The sequence below is a fragment of the Ensifer sp. ENS09 genome, assembly GCF_014852425.1.
GTDB lineage: Bacteria > Pseudomonadota > Alphaproteobacteria > Rhizobiales > Rhizobiaceae > Ensifer.
In genome coordinates this window covers 539814-557502 of record NZ_JACVBP010000003.1, presented here as the reverse complement: position 1 = coordinate 557502, position 17689 = coordinate 539814, and the positions used below count along the sequence as shown (strand labels likewise).

The following is a 17689-nucleotide window of genomic DNA, read 5'->3' as shown; positions in this document are numbered from 1 at the left end:
AAAATGTTGCCGCCTTGCGCGTCTCAACTATCTACTCGCGAGCGGCTTGCCGCACGAAGGCTCTAAGCGTCAGCGACTACCCCGGATGCAATCAGTAGCCGCCGATGATGGGCAGTATTTCGCCGGTGATGTAGCTCGACATCTGCGGCGATGCGAGGAAGACGTAAGCGGGCGCAATCTCCTCTGGCTGGGCAGCCCGCTTCATCGGCGTTTTGGACCCGAACGCCTCCACGTCTCCAGCTTCCTTGTCGGAAGGGTTGAGGGGTGTCCAGACAGGACCGGGAGCGACCGCGTTGACGCGGATGCCTTTGGAAATGAGGTGACCAGACAAGGCGCGCGTGAAAGCATGAATGCCGCCTTTCGTCATCGAGTAGTCGAGTAGGTCCTTTGATCCCACAAGTCCTGTCACAGATCCCGTGTTGATAATCGAAGAACCGTTCCCAAGATGCGGAATGGCCGCCTTCGCCATGTAGAAATATCCATAGAGGTTCGTTTTCAACGTCTCGTCGAAGTGTTCCGCAGTCAGGTCTTCGATGTCCTTTGCGTGAATCTGGAACGCGGCATTGTTGACAAGAATGTCCAAGCGTCCGAACGTCTCCACCGTTTCCTTCACGACCGTTCGGCAAAATTCGTCTTCTTTGACGTCGCCTTTTTTCACGAGGCATCGACGGCCCTCCGCATCCAATGCAGCTTTTGTATCGGCAGCATCTTTCCCTTCATCCAGGTGTACGAAGGCAATGTCTGCTCCCTCACGTGCAAAAAGGATGGCAACGGCCCGCCCGATTCCGGAGTCGCCTCCGGTAATCAGCGCAACCTTGCCTTTCAGCTTCTCCGATCCCTTGTAGAAGGGCGCGTCATACATCGGCGCAAGCGGCAGATCGGCCTCCGATCCCGGCTTGGCCTGATGAACCTTCGGAAAGGGAGGTTCAGGATAATGCCGCGCTCCCGCTTGCATGGCGCCGCGCGGCTTGGGATCTTCTTCCTTCCTGTCGGCGCTCTCCACCTGTTTCTGGATCTTGCGCTGCTTCTGTGCGGTAGGAGCCGTCATTCAAATCTCCTTTGACTAAGAAGAGGAAACACCGGCGCGCTTCAACCTTGAGCATGCACTGGCGCAAGCCCTCGGCCAGGCCTACTTTTGGTCGTGTTCGGACCGGTCAGCCTCATCGATCGCACCCTTGGCGCCCTCGATGGCACCTTCCGCGACTGCGTCGGCCGTTGTTGCAAGGTGATCGCGGAGGCGATCCGAAGCTTCGCCGGCCGCCTCATCCTCAAAATCAGTCGCAGGCAATGCTGCTCCGATAGCTGCACCAATCGCAAACGCGAGCGCGCCGCCAACAAGGGGCTGGTCGCGAAAAGTCTTGACAAGAACCGCATTCAGTTCCGCACCGTGGTTCTGGGCGCTTTCGCGGACACTCCGAACACTATCGGCGGCGGAGCGGCCGGCGTTCGAGACGGTGCTGGAAATCCCGCTCGCCGTGCCTTTCACTTCGCGCCACGTCGCCGACGCCCAACCGGTTGCTTCATCGAACAAGCTGCCGGTCTCGTCCCGTATGTCGTCGATTGCCTGACCGGAAGCGTCAGCGAAACCGCGATAGACCGTCCCGCTTGGATCAACGAAGTGACCCGCCCTGCGGCCAGCGGCGTCAGTTCTCGCCCGAAAGCGGCTACCGCCTTGATCTTCGAAATGGCTGTAACGGTCGCCGAAATTCGCCTCGACCGGCCCCACCCGGCGCATGTGGCCCTTGATTGGGGCGAGCGGATAGTCGTCCATTCCTGGATCGACGGCAGAAGCTTGGGGCGCCTTCGAGCCAGGATCGGCAAGTAGCCAAGCAAGGCCGATCCCCGTCAGCGCTACCGGAATTGGATTTGCTTTCATGGCGCCGCTGAGGTTGCCGAGGAATTCGGCACTACCACTTCCTTTCGCGTAAGCGATGAACTCGTCCATCAACTCGCCAGGGGACATTCGCTCCTGAATGGCATGGAGACGCTCTTCGATCCTTTGGCGATCGGTTTCGATTTCCCGCTGGAGTTCTGCGGATGAAGGTGTATCGGCGCTCATTTCACTGTCTCCTTGGCCACGTCGAGGTCGCGCTGGAGCGAGGCCGCGGTTTTATCGAAGCGAATGCTGCGATGTGAAAGCGTGGCGAGGCTTCGGGAAATCATTACCCACGCGAGAACTCCCACCAAAAGCCCGACTAGGACCGCTGAGAGCGCATGGGCATTGGCCTCTTGCATTCCTTGGCCGATCATGAAGGCCCCGACCGCCTCCACCACTGCGCTCAAAAGCACGCCGATGGCCGCGATGGCAAAGACCAGCCCGATGAGGAGCGTCTCGATGCTGCCAATTGCGCGGGAGAAGTTTTCGCTTGCCTCAGCCTTTGCGAGATCGATCTCTTTGCGGAACAGGCCGGCGATATCGCTCACCAGTCCCGCCATGAGGTCCGACAAGGAACGGTCGTCTCGTGAGTTAAGCATCGCCCACCTTCCTTTCAAAGGCCCAGTTGCCCTCAGGGCGGGTAGTCGACGGCGTTTCGTCCGACCTCTTGGCCGACGCACTCAAAAAACGACTTGCCGCCAGTCCCGCGATCGCAGCCATGCCGAGGAAAGCAAGTGGCTGCCTCTGCCCGAAATCTTCCGCCAGCGCCGCGATTTCTCCGAGATCCCGATTGTCGCAATCGCGGGCCAGGCGACCGACTGAGCGGCCGAGCCTTTGGGTGTAGCGACCAAGCGCAGGCTGGTCCGAATGAGAGAGCTCGGAGCCGACTCTCTCCATGGCGCCGGCAAGCCCGCGCAACTGTTGCGCAAGTGCGCCTTTTTCGTCATCCATCGCTTTGGCCTCTGCCGCCTTTGCGTGGCTGGAGCGATTGCCATACTCGGCATCCTCATCGGCGTCGTGGTCCGGCACTAGGTTTTGGGGCCACCCGAGGTTTGGGTCTCCCTCATTCGAGCGCCAGACATCCGGCTGCTGCTGTGGTCTGCGGTTTTGTGGGTCGTCGATCATGTCGCGCCTACTGGTTTGCGTGGACGGCACCCCGATCCGTTGGGTTCAAACCAGCGGCCTGCGATCTTGTTCCCAGCCCAATCCGCCAATCACCTCCGGCAGGCGAAGGAGACCAATCTCTTCCTGCGCGCCCGTTTCGTGTGAAACAGCCGGTCACGGATCTCGTCGCAGGGCCTTGATGGATCGCAGAGCACACTTGCCGTCGTGTTCGAGCCGCCGGCAACCGGTGCTGGGAGCAGCGTGGGTCGCCCCTTTTCGCTCGGCCAAAAGTCGGGCTGGCGTGCTGCATGGCAGCGTACGACCCGCACGGCAGCCAAGAATTGGTCCGCCTTTTCGGCCCCGGCGGAACATTATCGCTGGAAGACGCTTAGGTCCTCCTCAGTCAGATCGACTGAGGAGGACAAACCAAGGAGAAACACAATGCCAAATCAAGGCGGCCATGGTGGTGGCAGCGAACAACAGCGCAAGGCTGGCCAGCAAAGCCACAAGTACGATGACAAACGCGAATCCAGCAGCCGCGAGAGTGGCGCCAACAAGGGTTCTGGTTCTGGGAGCAGCAAGCGCAGCTCTGGCAGTTCCGGGAGCAGTTCTGGCGGTCGCGATCGGAAAAGCTGAGACCAGTCCATGGTATGCGATCGAAAACGCTATCGGCTCGGTGAAATCCCCGAAGATGGCCCGCTTCGCCAAGACGATCTGCCGGAACCGAGAGAGCCCGTTCCCGATCCCAACGAAGACGAAGAATCGGTCGAGGACGAGGAAATCGAGATCCCGGACAAGGGGCTCGATCCAGACGAAGACGTTCCAGACGATTTGCCTGATGGCAGATAAAGCCGCCTGGATGCCGAAACTGTGATGCGAACAAAGTCGCCCGCCCTTGGCGGGCGACTGCATTCAACGGCGCTCGCTACTCATTTGAGCAAATTTCCACGTCAACAAGTGCTTATCGACAAGCACCAACAGATCTGCGCTGAACTTGCAGGGTGAAGTGGTGGCGCTCGTCGCCAGCTTGGATGAGCAGCTATTTCCCTAGCCAACGCATTTATCTTGGTCCGTAAGACCTTGGTCCCAAGCAACCTCCGACCAATGTCAAACTACGCTGCGACTGAGGTCGGGCAACCGGAACCGTCCCTGCGAGAGGAGGTTTGAACGGAATTCCCGCTGACAGTGGGAATTCACCATCTGATTTGGAGACGAACATGAGAAAGCTTCTGAACATTGCCGTCACCGGGTTCTACCTGCTCGGTGCAACCGGCGTGACCTTTGCGCAAACGGTCGTTGTTACCCCGGAACAGGAAACAGTCGTTCGGGAATATGTGAAGAAAAAACCGATCGCGTCGATCAATCTGCCCGGCGTAGAACTCAATGTCGGATCCGCGCTTCCTGACACAGTGGAGCTGCATACGATTGACGCTCCCGACGTCCAGTATCGCTACGTGGTCATTGATAACCGCACGGTGCTTGTGGATCCCGGCACACGCAAGGTCGTTCGGGTCCTGCAGTGACCGCGAGGGGTCTCCCTCGCTCGGCAACCCGGATGAGGTGTACTCCCGAATGACCGAGCTCCCGTCGGTCAAACCAGGGCACCTCGGGCCAGCGGCCCGAGGTAAGCGCGTGCGGCGGCCGTCTTTGGTTTCGTCGCACGATGTCCATCTCCCAGACGCAAGAACCTATAGGTCACCATGCCGAAGGAGAGCTTCGACTGCCTCAACCAGCGCCTCGCTCGCGAATGGTTTGCCAAGAGTTGGAGCGGTGTGCGTGCTGCCGCTCAAAGCCGAAGCCCCATATCCGCTCAGAACGAGAAACGGGATCGATTTCTCGCCGCAAGCGTCTGCTACCGGGGTCCCGCTATGCCCTTGGAGGTTCATATCCAGCACGACCACATCGATCGGCGACGTCTCCTCGATCAGCACCAACGCCCGGCTGACCGAGGGAGCGAGGCCCACAACCTGCCCTCCAGCCGCTGCCAAAGTGTCCTCGATCGACATGGCCACGAGCATTTCGTCTTCGACGACGAGTATTCGCCGTCCCGCCAATGTACTTGAGTGGGTCAACATCAGTGCGCTCCAAAGGGCGGCTTGCTGGTGAAATCCAGGCTCATCGTGCATGTCAGTCCTTCCGGTTCGAAGCGGAGCTCGACCGGATATCCAAGTTCGTGGGCGAGGCCCCGATTGAGGACCCGCAGGCCAAACCCCTGCCGATCGGGTACTGCCGTCGGTGGTCCACCACGCTCTTCCCACAAGATGCTGCACACATCCTGGCATTGCCAGGACAGCGCGACGCGTCCATTACCGTTTGATAGCGAGCCATGTCTAATCGCGTTGGTCAGCAGTTCGTTGAACGCCATTGAAAGCGCAAGGGCTTGCTTCGGGTTGATGCGGATCGGTGCGCCGCGGAGAGACACGCGGCCATCTTCGACCCAGGCTGCCAGAACGGTCTGCGCGATATCGCTCAGGTTCACCGACTGCCATGCCTCGCGTGTCAAAAGGTCGTGCGCCTTGGCAAGCACGAGCAGACGGGTGTTTAAGGCTTGGGCGAACGCCTCGGGAGAGTCAGAACTTTTCAAGGTTTGCTCGGCCAGGGAACTCACGGTCGCGAGCGTGTTCTTTACCCGGTGGTTGAGTTCTCCGACCAGGAGCTTCTGGCGCTTTTCTGCCTTGCGCTCCTCGGTTCTGTCTCTGAAAATCTTGAGATAGCGATCAGGTCCGCTCTCCTCCACAGGAAGCATCACGCCAGAACCCCAAAAACGTGAGCCATCCTTGCGATAGTGCCATCTTTCGTTCGCCGCACGCCCCCTTTCGCCCGCGATAAGCATTTCCTGTTGGGGGACATTGGAGACCCGATCCTCAGGGCTGAAGAAGATCCCTCCGGAAAGGCCAAGTACCTCGCTGTCGCGATAACCCAAAAGACGTTCGGCGCCACTGTTCCAGCTTGCGATGCAGCCGGCCGCGTCGAGCGTGATGATGGCATATTCGCTGGCGCTGTCGAGGATGGCACGTAACCGCTCATTGGTGCGGCGAAGCCCCTCCTCCGCGCGCTGGCGGGCCTCCTCTGATCGCTGACGCTCGATGCTAAAGCCGAGCTGGCGCGCGATCGTAAGGCAGAGGACGGCCTCGTCCGCCGTAAATACGTGAGCGATCTCACGATAGGCCATGAACTTGCCGATCACGATCCCGTCGATGGTTAGGGGTATGAAGGCAAGGGCGCGGATCCCTTCATCTGTGATGATATCCTTGAGTGCCTGTGGTTCGTCAGCCAGTTCGATGTCGCTGACGAAAATGGGAACGGCATCTCGGTCTCCCGGCTTCCACGGTGAGTGCCCGTCAACCGCGCGGCGATAGCCTTCTGACAGCCCCCGCGAAGCAACGAAACGCATCACGCCCTGGTGGTCAAAAAGCAGGATCGAGGCGCGCGAACACCCCAATGCTCGCTCGATCGCATCGAATGTCGCATCGAACACATCGGTGGAGGTCTCTGCGCGATAAAGACCGTCCGTCAGTTGGAAGAGCGCTTCCAATTCATCGGCCTTCCTGATCCAGGACTTATCGGCGACAGTATCGCGTTGGCTCATGTGTGGCCCCGCTGGGCAATCGAGCCCGTGAGAACTCGGCTTTCTGCAGAGACTGCTGTAGCCTTGCCGTCACTTAGGCTCAGCTCTCAGCAGGTTCAGGTAAGAAGATTAGGTGTGGCACGCGGGCATGAATTCAAGATCTCAAGAGGCGGCTACGTCCGAACCCGTCACCGGCAACCGGGAAGAGCCATTTGCAATGCCATCGTAAAGAGTCCCGCCAGCGGTGACGGGGCCGTCTCCTGCGTCCAGACGCTCCCCAATGGGTTGGAAGCCCGTTAGGCGGATGCACAGCGCAGCCGTCAGCCTGGCTGCCCTGGTCGGTGCGGTGATTACGCAGGTCGTCGGCAAAATTCTTTGAGACAGTACCGCCGGTCGACCGGGCCCAAGAGACCTCTAGCCAGCAATTCGACCCATTTCCTAGACGGCTGGTCGTTCGCGTTGTACATTATCGTTTCGGCATGCCGGACCGGGTCCGGAATTCAGCCAATCGCACCGACCGCACAAAGCGCGGTTTCGAGCTGCGCCAAACCTCCCCCAACTCAACACGATTTTCCCACGCCAGACTGGAGGAACTTCCGATGGCAACCGCGCGATGCGCCTGTGGCGCTCTGACACTGAGCTTGAGAGAACCGCCTCAATTGACCGCGCTGTGTCACTGCCTTGCTTGCCAGCGACGAACGGGTGCGCCGTTCAGCGCGAATGCGTTCTACGCAACGGACTGCGTCGAAATCTCAGGGGTGTCGACAGAATACACCCGAACCGGCGATAGCGGGCGTAAGGTGCGAATGCATTTTTGCCCGACCTGCGGTTCGACGGTTTATTGGATGGCCGAGGCTTCGCCGACCTGGGTGGGGGTGGCAATCGGTTCATTCGCCGACCCTACCTTTGCGCCGCCCGCCATCTCGGTGTTCGAGGAATCGAAGCATGACTGGGTGCAACTCGGCGACACCGTCGATCATTTCCACGGCCTCCCACGCGCGTAACCGTAGTAGGATTTTACAGAGGGCCCGGCAGCTGACGCGCCTTGATAGCTGAAGAGCAGACGCAGACGTATCTCCCCTCACCTGCCCGACCGCGCCAGTGACCGGGCTATATCGATGATGTCATCCCGTGACGCCGTTGGATCCTCTTTGTTCCAAGCGACACCCAACCCGATCTTCAGATCGACGCCGCGCACCGGTCTAAGCTCAAAGTTGCGGTTCGGCAGATCCTTTGTCCATTCCGGCACAAAGCCGATGCCAAGGCCGGCTGAGACCAGCGATACCAACGAGAACGTGTCATCGCAGCTGTAGGCAATGTTTCCAGCCAACCCTTGGGTGTCGAACATCTCGGAGAAATAGCGCTCCGAATAGGAGAGGTTCTGCCGGGAAAACGCGATGATCTTCTCTCCTCTCAGATCCTCGATATCGATCTCGCTGTGAGCGGCAAGCCGGCTCGTCCTTTCGACCGCCAGCAGATAGCGCTCATGCGCGATTGAAAAGAACCGCAAGGAGCCGATGTTTTCGACCGGGCGGATGAAGCCGAGGTTGATCTGGCCGTTCTCCAGTCCGCGGATGATGTCTGAGGTCGAGCCGCTCCTGACATGCAGCGCCACATCCGGAAACTTCCGACCGATGCGCGATAGAAACGAAGGCAACACCCCGGTCGTTGCCGGATAGACGGTTCCGATCCTGATCGTGCGTGCCGCCTTGCCGGCAACCGAGCGCGCCACTTCAGCCGACAGCCCGACACCGCCGATGATCCGCACCGCCCGATCGTAGAACGCCTTCCCTGCCCGCGTCAGCTCGACCCGCCGCGTCGACCGATCCAGCAGCCGGACACCCAACTCCTTCTCCAGTGCCTGGATGTGCGAGCTCAGCGCCGGCTGGGCGATGTGCATACGCATCGCCGCCCGATGAAAGTGCAGCTCCTCGGCCACTGCGACGAAGTAGGAGAGTTGACGCAGTTCCATGCAAACCATCCCAAAGCGCAAATTATCTGAATTTAAGATAACTGAAAATCAGATATAAATGAAGCCCCCATCTCAAGGCAGGTGGGCAAATCGTGGCCAAAACTCTCGGTACGGCACGGCATAAAGCGCTGATTGCGCTACTAATCGCAAAGCGGGAGGCCGCAGGGCTCACGCAAACCGAACTTGCGACAAAACTTGGCGAATACCAGTCGTTCGTAGCGCGCCTTGAAAGCGGACAACGCCGGGTGGACGTCGTAGAGTTCCTAGAGCTCGCTAGGCTCTTGGGCTTCGACCCCCATCAAGCAATGGACCATGTATCTCAGGTCAGAGACTAGCCGCGACCGGAACCTTGGTTCATTGAAGAAGCAGCGTCATGTTGATTTCATCGACATGAGATAGAATTCGACAATCGCTCCCCCCCTTTGGGAAAGCTACGCGAGTCCGGGGGCCGGCAGTGGGGAAGGCGCCGCCGCAGCCATTCCAACTTATGCCCTATTCACCAATTGCCTGACAGGCCGAGCCAATCCAAAGAAGGATGGTGACCTGGAATAAGGTAATCGACAATACCCGGCACGATGTCTAAGCCCCGGTCGCTGTTCATGAAGACGGCAAGAGCTGTTTGCCTTTCGGGGACTGCCAACACAAACGCGGTAGCGCCAGTGTTTGCGCCCCAGTGAAAAATCACGTTTGCATGCGGTTCCAAGCCCCAGCCTAAGCCCCAAAACACGCCGGCCTGCAATTCATAATGCACGCTCTCCAGCGCCTGAATACAGCCTCTTGGCGTCGGAATCTGAGGCTCCAACCAAAGTTGAGACGCTCGCTCGGAAAGCAGCCCTCTTCCAACGACGTCGACCATGAAGCGCCCGTAGTCGAGCGCTGTCGTGTGAAGGGAGAAAGCTGCATTCGCTCGCTGGGGCTTGAACTTGCATCCCACTTCTCCTTCCCAGTTATGGCTGAACGCTGCATTGGCATCGAAGGTATCACGCCAGACAAAGCTTGAAGTGTCCATCCCGAGGGGACTGAACACCAGCCGTTGGAGGATAGTATTCAGTGGCTCGCCGGTCAGCCGTTCGAGCGCCGACTGGAGATATGCAAATCCTTCCCCCGAATAGCTGAAGCGGGCCCCAGGCGGAAAATAGGTTCGCAAAGGATAATCGTCATTGCGCCAGTTCGGCAGACCGGCGGTGTGGGAGAGAACATGACGCGCAGTGATCGTTGCGAACGCGGGATCATCAACAATTTTTGCATTGGTAATACTGACCAACGGCTCATCCAAATCCAGCTTGCCAGCATCAACGAGCTGTAGCACCGCGTGCGCGACGACTGGTTTGCTGAGAGAGGCTGCTTCAAACACGGTTTGGATATCGACGTGAAGCCCCGTGTCAACGTTCCGAACGCCAAACGCTCCATACTCCATCAAACCATCCCGCATGACGAAGATTGATAGTCCGGGCACGCCGCCTGCTTCCATTAGTTTTGAAATCTTCTTTTGCACGCCGTAGGCGCTCCCCCACGCGGCAGAACTAGCGATCAATCGCCGGTTGCTTTTCCAATATAGCCGACATCCGAGAATAGGTGATCTCGCAACAAGTGCAATGGCCGGCTTCGCCTCATCGTTCTAGAGCACGGCGCTGACGGCCTACCACATTGATGCCCGTCTCGGAGTCGCGATCGTTTCCAGCTAGCGAACACGAGCTGAAAGAAAGAAACTCCGCTTCACCGAAAATCCCGCGTCTTCACCTTGATCTGATCGAGATGCAAATAGGGATCAACGATATCGCGCGGCCGCGGTCCCTTCGGCAGTCCGCACGGATCGGGCGCCGGCGCACCCCGATGAAACTCGTCGCCGCGGCCATGCGGCAGCGGGAAATCGGCATCACGATCGCCGACGCTGGCAAGCTGGCCTGAAAGATCGGTCAGCCGGTGCGCGACCAGATGCACCACCTCGCCCTCCCTCTGGATCCGGCCGTAGATGCCGAGCATGCCGGCACCCAAAACGACGCGGCGGAACTTCTCAAAGGTCTTTGCCCAGACGACGAGATTGGCAACCCCGGTCTCGTCCTCGATGGTGATGAACATCACGCCCTTGGCCGAACCCGGCCGCTGGCGCACCAGCACCAGCCCCGCAGCCTCCAGCCATTTTCCATCGCGCGACCGCATCGCTTCCCGGCAGCTGACGATGCGGCGCTTCGTCAGATCCGCACGCAGGAACGAAAGCGGATGCTCGCGCAGCGTCAACCCGACATGGCCATAGTCCTCGACCACCTCGCCGCCTGACGTCATGGGCCTCAGCGCTACCGCCGGTTCATCGAGCTCGGCCACCGTTCGGTTCTCACGATCGGATGCGGCCGCAAACAAGGGCAAAGGCTCGTCGCGCAGCGCCTTGATCGCCCAGAGCGCCTCGCGCCGTGCAAGATTGAGCGAAGGTCTGAACGCATCGGCTTCGGCGAGTTCGACAAGCGAAGCTGCCGGCACGCCGGCGCGGCGCCAGAGATCGTCGACGCTTTCGAAGGGTCGCTCCGCGCGCACAGCAACGAGGGCGGCTGCGTCGACATTCGCAAGCCCCTTGACCATGCGAAGACCGAGACGCACGGCAAATCGGGCGTCGTCGCCGGTCGGCTCAAGCGTGCAATCCCAGCGGCTCTCGTTGACGCAGACCGGCCGGATCGCGACCCCGTGCTCGCGCGCGTCGCGAACGATCTGGGCCGGCGCGTAGAAGCCCATTGGCTGGGCGTTCAAGAGGGCGGCGCAGAAGACATCCGGGTGCCAGCATTTCAGCCAGGATGACGCATAGGCGATGAGCGCGAAAGAAGCGGCATGGCTTTCCGGAAACCCGTAGCTGCCGAACCCTTCGAGTTGGCGGAAGGTCTTTTCGGCAAAGTCCGCCTCGTAGCCGTTCGCGACCATGCCGGCGATCAGCTTCTTGCCGAACTTCGAGACGCCGCCCGTGTGCTTGAACGTCGCCATGGCGCGCCTGAGCTGGTCGGCCTCGCCAGGCGTGAAACCGGCACATTCGATCGCGACCCGCATCGCCTGTTCCTGGAAGAGCGGCACGCCGAGCGTCTTGCCGAGCACCTGCTCCAGTTCCGGTTTCGGAAAGACCACCGCCTCCTTTCCCTCGCGGCGGCGCAGATACGGATGCACCATGTCTCCCTGGATCGGGCCGGGGCGAACGATCGCCACCTCGATGACGAGATCATAGAAGGTGCGCGGCTTGATCCTCGGCAGCATCGACATCTGCGCACGGCTTTCGATCTGGAAGGTGCCGAGCGTGTCGGCCCTGCGGATCATCGCATAGGTGCGCGGGTCCTCGGCCGGGATGGTCGCAAGATCGAGGTTGATCCCCTTGTGCTCGGACAAGAGATCGAAACCGCGCTTCATGCAGGAGAGCATGCCGAGCGCCAGGCAATCGACCTTCATGAACTTCAGGATGTCGATATCGTCCTTGTCCCACTCGATCACCTGCCGGTCTGCCATGGCTGCCGGCTCGATCGGCACGAGCTCGTCGAGGCGATCATTGGTGAGTACGAAGCCGCCGGGGTGTTGCGACAGGTGCCGCGGCGCACCCATGAGCTGCCGGGCAAGATCGAGGGTCAGGCGCAGGCGCCGGTCGCCAAGATTGAGGTTCAATTCCTCGGCATGCTTTTCGCCGACATCCTCGCCCCATCCCCAGACCTGGGACGACAGCATCTTCGTCATGTCTTCCGGCAGCCCGAGCGCCTTGCCGACATCGCGCAGCGCGCCTTTCGACCGGTAGCGGATGACAGTCGAGCAGAGTGCCGCATGGTCGCGGCCATAGGTGTCGAACACCCATTGCATGACGATCTCCCGGCGCTCGTGTTCGAAATCGACATCGATGTCGGGCGGCTCGCGCCGCTCCTCGGAAACGAACCGCTCGAAGAGCAGATCATTCGTATCCGGGTCGATCGAGGTGATCCCGAGCACATAACAGACCGAGGAATTGGCCGCCGATCCCCTGCCCTGACAGAGAATGTCCTTCGAGCGCGCGAAGCGGACGATCGCATTCACGGTCAGGAAGTAGGGCGCATATTGGAGCTTCTCGATCAGCCTCAATTCATGCTCGAGGTTTCGCCTGACCTTGTCCGGCAGCCCCTCGGGATAGCGCCAGGCCGCCCCCTCCCAGGTCAGCTGCGCCAGCGTCTCTTGCGCCGTCAGTTCCGGATTGGAGCGTTCCTCGGGATACTGGTAGGCGAGCTCGTCGAGCGAGAAGCGGCAGCGCTCCATGATCTCGACCGTGCGGGCGAGCGCTTCCGGGTAGCGCGGGAATAGCCGCGCCATCTCCTCGGGCGGCTTCAGGTAGCGATCGGCATGGCGCTCGCGCCTGAAGCCCGCGTCATCGATGGTGATGTTGTGACGGATGCAGGTGACGACATCCTGGAGAATGCGCCGCTCAGACACATGAAACAGGACGTCATTGGTAACGACTGTCGCGACGCCATGGACGGCGGCCATGTTTGCAAGCTGATGAAGCCGCAGTTGATCGTTCGGCCGCCGCCTGAGCGTCAGCGCCACGTAGCTGCGATCATCGAAGGCTTCGCGCAGGCGCCGAAGCTGCAGCGCCAAATCTTGATCGGCCTGGTCCGGAAGCAGAACGGCAATCAGGCCTTCGCCATAGGCAACGAGATCGGCCCAGGCGAGCCGGCATTTCGCCTTGCCACCGCGCTTCTTGCCAAGCGACAGCAACCGACAAAGGCGCGCATAGGCCGGGCGGTCCGTCGGATAGACAAGCACGGAAATCTCGTCGTCGAGATCGAGCCTGCAGCCGACGACAAACCGGACGCCCGTGTCCTTGGAAGCCTGATGCGCCCTGACGATGCCGGCGAGGCTATTGCGATCGACGATCGCCAACGCCTCGATCTTAAGCTCTGCTGCGCGCTGAAATAGCTCTTCGCAGGACGAAGCCCCCCGCAGAAAGGAGAAGTGCGAGGTCACCTGCAGCTCGGCATAGCGCGGCGCCGTCATCCGAATATCCCGTGCAGGAACCAGCGGTGGCTGCCCGTCTCGCCGTGTTCTCCGTCGCCGGAGCGGAAGATCCAGTAGCGCTCCCCGGCGTCGTCTTCGACCTGGAAGTAATCACGGACCGCGACGAGTTCGGCATCGCGCTTCCACCATTCGCCAAAGACGCGCTCAGGCCCGTCGGCACGGCGCACGCGCCGCCTCACGCCGCGCCAGGTGAAGCTGACCGGCGGATGGTCTGGAAGAAGCGCCATGGTTTCGATCGGCTCGGGATGAAGAAGAAGGCGCGTCGGCCGCGGCCAGTGACCGGGCCAGGTCTCGCCCCCATCCGGCGCCATCGGCGCAATCCGGGCGATGGAGCGCTCAGGCACGTCGCTTGCGACCGGCGCGAAGCGGAAGAGCCGGCGATGGCCGATGCGGTTTCCGAGGATGTCGATCAGACCCGATACATCGGCTTCCGGCTCCTCGACCAGCGACGAAATCACCTGGGTTGCAACAAGCGGTTCGGTGTGCGTCGCCGTCAGCGACATGATCTCGATCCCGAAACCGGGATCAATCGTCTCGATGCGGTCAGTCAGTAGCCGCGTCAATCGCTTGACGTCGCGGACGGGGGTCGCCGTTCCAGCCCTGATCGCCTGATAGGAACTGTCGACACGGTGAAACAGGAGATCGACGCGCCGCGCGCCCAGGCCCTTCTCCTCGAGCAGCCGACAGAGGACGCTGACGAGCTTGGCCGTATAGCGCGCGATGGTTTCGGCGGCAGCGATCGGCTCCCCGAACGAGCGACGGACTTCGATAAGCTCGGGCGTGCGTATCGGGTCGATCGGTTGGGCAACGCGGCCAATCGCCTGATCGAGGCGCCGGCCAAGTTCCGGCCCGAAACGCAAGGAGAGCGGGGCGCGCGGCTGACGGTCGATGTCGCCGACCGTATTGAACCCGAGAACGCGAAGGCCATGAACGACAGACGGATCGAGCCTCAAGGCTGCTATCGGCAGAGTGCGGATGACTTCCCCTTGAGTGCCAGGGGCTACAGCGAGCGTCGGCCGAGCGAGGAAGCGGGCAGCGGCGTGTGCCGAGCCCCAGGTGTCGGCGATCGCCACCTGTGCGGCGATGCCGGCCCCATGGAAGCGATTGACCATGCCCGACAACATCAACGCCTCGCCGCCGTGCAGATGATCGGCACCCGTCGTATCGATCACCAACCCGTCGGGGGGATCGGCGGCAACGATTGGCGCATAGTGCTGAAGTGCCCAAAGCGCCAGACGCTCAAGCGCCTCGGCATCGGCAACGGGATCCGCATCCATGACGACAAGGCCGGTTACCAGCGCCTGTGCCTTGGTTGCCGGCATGCCGATCCTCAGCCCCGCGGCAAGAGCTGCCGCGTTTGCCGCCATAACGACCCGCCGGCGATCCCGCCTGCCGACAAGGACGAGCGGAGCATCAGCCGGCGGCGCGGTGTCGGCGAGCTTCCTCCTCAGGCGATCCGTGGGAAAGGTCGGAAGGAAGAGCGATACGACCCTTGGCATCGGGGGCCTCCACTTCAAAATCTGCACTTTCGCCGGATCGGCAACGGATGAGTTCAACGAGCCAGCGCGGGCGGCCAACACCTGGAACGGGCAACGGTGCGGACGGCAGGACGGAAACCCGCCAACGCGTCGTCGATGCCGTCGGTTGCCCGAAATCCGAGGCCTCCGACTGCCTTCGCCACCGGCGGATCGCGATCCCGATCGTTCCTGAGCTTTCGGCCGCAAGCTGCAAGCGCCGCGAGGCCGTCATCGAAAGGCGCGCCAGTTCGCCGACGACGGCGCCCAGGCCGCCATGACGCAGGCCTTCTTCCATGCAGGCAAGAAGCGCCTTTTCGTCTCCCGCCTCCACATAGATGACCCGTGTCGGTGACAGCCCCACTTGGGCCAATGCCGGCGCGAAGAGATCCGGCCGTGTCACGCACCAGAGCACCTTGCCCTTGGAACGCGCAGCAATGCCTGCTGAGAAGAGCGCCGAGGCAGCGCCGTCGATCGCGCCATTGCCGCCGCCGGCGACCTCATGCAACGCGCCGAGCGCAAGCCCCCCACCGGGCAAGCGCCGGTCGATTTCGGCAACGCCGAACGGCAAGACCTGGCGCCCGCGACCGCTCGTGCCTTCGAGGCGTTGGATGCGCTCGCGCAGTTCGGAAACGACCGAGTTGTCGACTGGACGGGGCATTTTGGAAGGAACAGCTCCCTGGGGCTTTGCATTAGCGCTTCCTGTTGATATGTTCTTTATTTGTTCTCTTTCGCATTGCGAGTCAACTGGCCTTTGAGCCAAGAGTTTCTCGTCGATGCAACACGAGACGACAGGCAACGGCGACCGCTGATATGAACGCGGCGCTGGAGACGGAGGAACTGGAGCGTGTGCAATCTCTACAATCTGACGACCACGCGTGACGCCATCATCCAGTTCACCAGAGCCTTCCGCGACAAGGCCGGCTGGAACGAGCCATCGCTGGACGTCTATCCCGGCTACCAGGCGCCGATCGTGCGCGTCGGCGAAGACGGTGAGCGCGAGATTACCCGCACCACCTGGGGCATGCCCTCCCCGCCGGAAGTCGTGAAAAACTATGATCCCGGCGTTACCAACATCCGAAACCTGAATTCGCCGCATTGGCGGCGATGGCTGGGTCCGACCAGCCGCTGCGTGGTGCCATTCACTTCCTTTGCCGAGCCCGATCCCGCAGCGAAGCTTCTGGGAGGCAAGATCCCGAACGCCTGGTTTGCCGGCAGCAGGGATCGACCTTTGATGTTCTTTGCTGGGTTCTGGACACCGTGGAAGGGTGTCCGGCGCGTACGCGACGGCGAGCGCGAATACGAACTCTTCGGCTTCCTGACGACGTCGCCGAACGAGGTTGTCGCACCGATCCATTTCAAGGCGATGCCCGTCATTCTGACGACCCCTGAGGAAGTTGACCTGTGGCTCACCGGATCCTGGGATGAGGTCAAACATCTCCAACGGCCGCTGCCGGGCAACATGCTGGTCGTCGTGGAACCGCCGGCCGCGCCCACCGAAGAAGGTTTGCTCCTGTGAGCGGTCACCCGGACACAAGGGCGCGACCAAGGTGAAGGCGATGGAAACGCCCGAGCGCCCACGCAAGATCATCCATGTGGACATGGACGCCTTTTATGCATCCGTCGAGCAAAGGGACAATCCAGAGCTTCGCGGGCTTCCTCTTGCCGTCGGTCACGGCGAGGCGCGGGGCGTCGTCGCGGCCGCCAGCTATGAAGCCCGCAAGTTCGGGGTCCATTCGGCCATGCCCTCGGTAACGGCCAAGCGCAAATGCCCGGACTTGATTTTCGTGAAGCCGCGCTTCGATGCCTATCGCGCCGTGTCGCAGCAGATACACGCGATCTTTTGCGAGTACACCCCGCTCATCGAGCCACTGTCGCTCGACGAAGCTTATCTCGACGTCACCGAGAACCTGAAGGGGATGGAATTAGCCACCGAGATCGCCGAGGAAATCCGCCAGGAAATCAAGGTACGAACGGGACTGACGGCGTCCGCCGGTGTCTCCTACAACAAGTTCCTCGCCAAGATGGCGTCGGACCAGAAAAAGCCCGACGGGCTTTTCGTCATTACGCCGAAGAACGGCCCGGCCTTCGTCGAAGCGCTGCCGGTCAAGAAGTTCCACGGTGTCGGACCCGCTACGGCGGAGCGCATGCACAAGCTCGGGATCGAGACAGGTGCGGATCTCAAAGCCTGCGACCTTGTCTTCCTGCAGCAGCACTTCGGCAAGTCTGGGCCGTATTTTTACTGGATTGCGAGGGGCATAGACGAGCGCCAGGTCAAACCCGATCGGGAGCGCAAGTCGATCGGTGCGGAGGACACCTTCACAATCGATGTCCACGACTTCGAAACGGCGCACGCCGGCCTCCAGCCGTTGATCGATAAGGTCTGGCGCTATTGCGACGCCAATCGCATCCGCGGGAGGACGGTGACGCTCAAGGTGAAGTGGGCGGACTTCACGCAGATCACCCGCAGCAAGACGGTCACGGCGCCGGTATCGAGTTCGAGCGAACTTGCCGATATCATCACCTTGCTCCTGTCACCGATCTTTCCCGTCTCAAAGGGCATCCGACTGCTCGGGGTCAGCGTCTCATCGCTCCACCATGCGAGCGCCCAAAGCGCACCACAGCTCGCGCTAGCGCTTTGACGTCGACCC

The 17689-nt window shown here is 61.0% G+C and carries 17 protein-coding genes; 5 read left to right on the top strand and 12 right to left on the bottom strand.

Features of this window, described 5'->3' with window-relative positions:
* Positions 1–91 precede the first annotated feature (91 nt).
* The 5 genes from IB267_RS17695 to IB267_RS17675 form a co-directional block, all read right to left on the bottom strand.
* On the bottom strand, positions 92–1048 hold the full coding sequence (locus IB267_RS17695; RefSeq protein ID WP_192448775.1) for an SDR family oxidoreductase: 957 nt from the start codon (positions 1046–1048) through the stop codon (positions 92–94).
* A gap of 81 nt (positions 1049–1129) precedes the next feature.
* Positions 1130–2059, bottom strand: coding sequence for a DUF3618 domain-containing protein (locus IB267_RS17690; RefSeq protein ID WP_192448774.1), 930 nt, complete (start codon positions 2057–2059; stop codon positions 1130–1132).
* A complete protein-coding gene (locus IB267_RS17685) occupies positions 2056–2475 on the bottom strand; it encodes a phage holin family protein (RefSeq protein ID WP_192448773.1) in 420 nt (139 codons plus the stop codon). The genes IB267_RS17690 and IB267_RS17685 overlap by 4 nt, the downstream gene beginning before the upstream one ends.
* Positions 2468–3001: a nutrient deprivation-induced protein gene (locus IB267_RS17680; RefSeq protein WP_192448772.1), complete on the bottom strand. Its 534-nt coding sequence runs from the start codon at positions 2999–3001 to the stop codon at positions 2468–2470. The genes IB267_RS17685 and IB267_RS17680 overlap by 8 nt, the downstream gene beginning before the upstream one ends.
* A 378-nt stretch (positions 3002–3379) precedes the next feature.
* The gene (locus tag IB267_RS17675; protein WP_192448771.1) at positions 3380–3892 is read right to left on the bottom strand and encodes a hypothetical protein; all 513 of its coding nucleotides are present in this window, start codon (positions 3890–3892) and stop codon (positions 3380–3382) included.
* Between the two features lie 305 nt (positions 3893–4197).
* On the opposite strand from IB267_RS17675, the gene IB267_RS17670 reads away from it, so the two are divergent.
* Positions 4198–4503 carry a DUF1236 domain-containing protein gene (locus tag IB267_RS17670; RefSeq protein WP_192448770.1) on the top strand — a complete coding sequence of 102 codons (306 nt, stop codon included), beginning with the start codon at positions 4198–4200 and terminating at the stop codon, positions 4501–4503.
* A gap of 165 nt (positions 4504–4668) precedes the next feature.
* Here the strand turns inward: IB267_RS17670 and IB267_RS17665 are convergent, their stop codons facing one another.
* Both IB267_RS17665 and IB267_RS17660 read right to left on the bottom strand, forming a co-directional pair.
* Complete coding sequence (locus IB267_RS17665) at positions 4669–5055, bottom strand: response regulator (protein WP_192448769.1); 387 nt, start codon at positions 5053–5055, stop codon at positions 4669–4671.
* Entirely contained in the window at positions 5055–6569 is a 1515-nt protein-coding gene (locus IB267_RS17660; protein WP_192448768.1) for a sensor histidine kinase, read from the bottom strand. The genes IB267_RS17665 and IB267_RS17660 overlap by 1 nt, the downstream gene beginning before the upstream one ends.
* A 578-nt stretch (positions 6570–7147) precedes the next feature.
* Between IB267_RS17660 and IB267_RS17655 the strand changes: the two genes are divergently transcribed.
* A complete protein-coding gene (locus IB267_RS17655) occupies positions 7148–7552 on the top strand; it encodes a GFA family protein (protein WP_192448767.1) in 405 nt (134 codons plus the stop codon).
* A gap of 77 nt (positions 7553–7629) precedes the next feature.
* Here IB267_RS17655 and IB267_RS17650 read toward each other — a convergent pair whose 3' ends face one another.
* Positions 7630–8520 carry a LysR family transcriptional regulator gene (locus IB267_RS17650; RefSeq protein ID WP_192448766.1) on the bottom strand — a complete coding sequence of 297 codons (891 nt, stop codon included), beginning with the start codon at positions 8518–8520 and terminating at the stop codon, positions 7630–7632.
* Positions 8521–8612: 92 nt separating this feature from the next.
* Between IB267_RS17650 and IB267_RS17645 the strand changes: the two genes are divergently transcribed.
* Entirely contained in the window at positions 8613–8855 is a 243-nt protein-coding gene (locus IB267_RS17645) for a helix-turn-helix transcriptional regulator (protein ID WP_192448765.1), read from the top strand.
* A gap of 161 nt (positions 8856–9016) precedes the next feature.
* Here IB267_RS17645 and IB267_RS17640 read toward each other — a convergent pair whose 3' ends face one another.
* The 4 genes from IB267_RS17640 to IB267_RS17625 form a co-directional block, all read right to left on the bottom strand.
* Complete coding sequence (locus IB267_RS17640) at positions 9017–10015, bottom strand: serine hydrolase domain-containing protein (protein WP_192448764.1); 999 nt, start codon at positions 10013–10015, stop codon at positions 9017–9019.
* 221 nt (positions 10016–10236) lie between these two features.
* A complete protein-coding gene (locus tag IB267_RS17635; RefSeq protein WP_192448763.1) occupies positions 10237–13503 on the bottom strand; it encodes an error-prone DNA polymerase in 3267 nt (1088 codons plus the stop codon).
* Complete coding sequence (locus IB267_RS17630; RefSeq protein WP_192448762.1) at positions 13500–15023, bottom strand: DNA polymerase Y family protein; 1524 nt, start codon at positions 15021–15023, stop codon at positions 13500–13502. The genes IB267_RS17635 and IB267_RS17630 overlap by 4 nt, the downstream gene beginning before the upstream one ends.
* Positions 14938–15699 (bottom strand): ImuA family protein, encoded by a 762-nt coding sequence (locus IB267_RS17625; RefSeq protein WP_192448761.1) that lies wholly within the window; start codon positions 15697–15699, stop codon positions 14938–14940. The genes IB267_RS17630 and IB267_RS17625 overlap by 86 nt, the downstream gene beginning before the upstream one ends.
* A gap of 186 nt (positions 15700–15885) precedes the next feature.
* Here IB267_RS17625 and IB267_RS17620 point away from each other — a divergent pair, with 186 nt between their 5' ends.
* Positions 15886–16557 carry an SOS response-associated peptidase gene (locus tag IB267_RS17620; protein WP_192448760.1) on the top strand — a complete coding sequence of 224 codons (672 nt, stop codon included), beginning with the start codon at positions 15886–15888 and terminating at the stop codon, positions 16555–16557.
* 40 nt (positions 16558–16597) lie between these two features.
* On the top strand, positions 16598–17680 hold the full coding sequence (gene dinB, locus IB267_RS17615; protein WP_192448759.1) for a DNA polymerase IV: 1083 nt from the start codon (positions 16598–16600) through the stop codon (positions 17678–17680).
* The last annotated feature ends 9 nt before the right edge of the window (positions 17681–17689 follow it).

Bases quoted from the DNA above. Each gene is read 5' to 3' on its own strand.
- IB267_RS17655 (WP_192448767.1), top strand. From the start codon at position 7,148: ATGGCAACCGCGCGATGCGCCTGTGGCGCTCTGACACTGAGCTTGAGA.
- IB267_RS17630 (WP_192448762.1), bottom strand. From the start codon at position 15,023: ATGCCAAGGGTCGTATCGCTCTTCCTTCCGACCTTTCCCACGGATCGC.
- IB267_RS17665 (WP_192448769.1), bottom strand. From the start codon at position 5,055: ATGTTGACCCACTCAAGTACATTGGCGGGACGGCGAATACTCGTCGTC.
- dinB (WP_192448759.1), top strand. From the start codon at position 16,598: ATGGAAACGCCCGAGCGCCCACGCAAGATCATCCATGTGGACATGGAC.
- IB267_RS17670 (WP_192448770.1), top strand. From the start codon at position 4,198: ATGAGAAAGCTTCTGAACATTGCCGTCACCGGGTTCTACCTGCTCGGT.
- IB267_RS17625 (WP_192448761.1), bottom strand. From the start codon at position 15,699: ATGCCCCGTCCAGTCGACAACTCGGTCGTTTCCGAACTGCGCGAGCGC.
- IB267_RS17690 (WP_192448774.1), bottom strand. From the start codon at position 2,059: ATGAGCGCCGATACACCTTCATCCGCAGAACTCCAGCGGGAAATCGAA.
- IB267_RS17660 (WP_192448768.1), bottom strand. From the start codon at position 6,569: ATGAGCCAACGCGATACTGTCGCCGATAAGTCCTGGATCAGGAAGGCC.
- IB267_RS17635 (WP_192448763.1), bottom strand. From the start codon at position 13,503: ATGACGGCGCCGCGCTATGCCGAGCTGCAGGTGACCTCGCACTTCTCC.
- IB267_RS17675 (WP_192448771.1), bottom strand. From the start codon at position 3,892: ATGCAGTCGCCCGCCAAGGGCGGGCGACTTTGTTCGCATCACAGTTTC.
- IB267_RS17650 (WP_192448766.1), bottom strand. From the start codon at position 8,520: ATGGAACTGCGTCAACTCTCCTACTTCGTCGCAGTGGCCGAGGAGCTG.
- IB267_RS17695 (WP_192448775.1), bottom strand. From the start codon at position 1,048: ATGACGGCTCCTACCGCACAGAAGCAGCGCAAGATCCAGAAACAGGTG.
- IB267_RS17685 (WP_192448773.1), bottom strand. From the start codon at position 2,475: ATGCTTAACTCACGAGACGACCGTTCCTTGTCGGACCTCATGGCGGGA.
- IB267_RS17680 (WP_192448772.1), bottom strand. From the start codon at position 3,001: ATGATCGACGACCCACAAAACCGCAGACCACAGCAGCAGCCGGATGTC.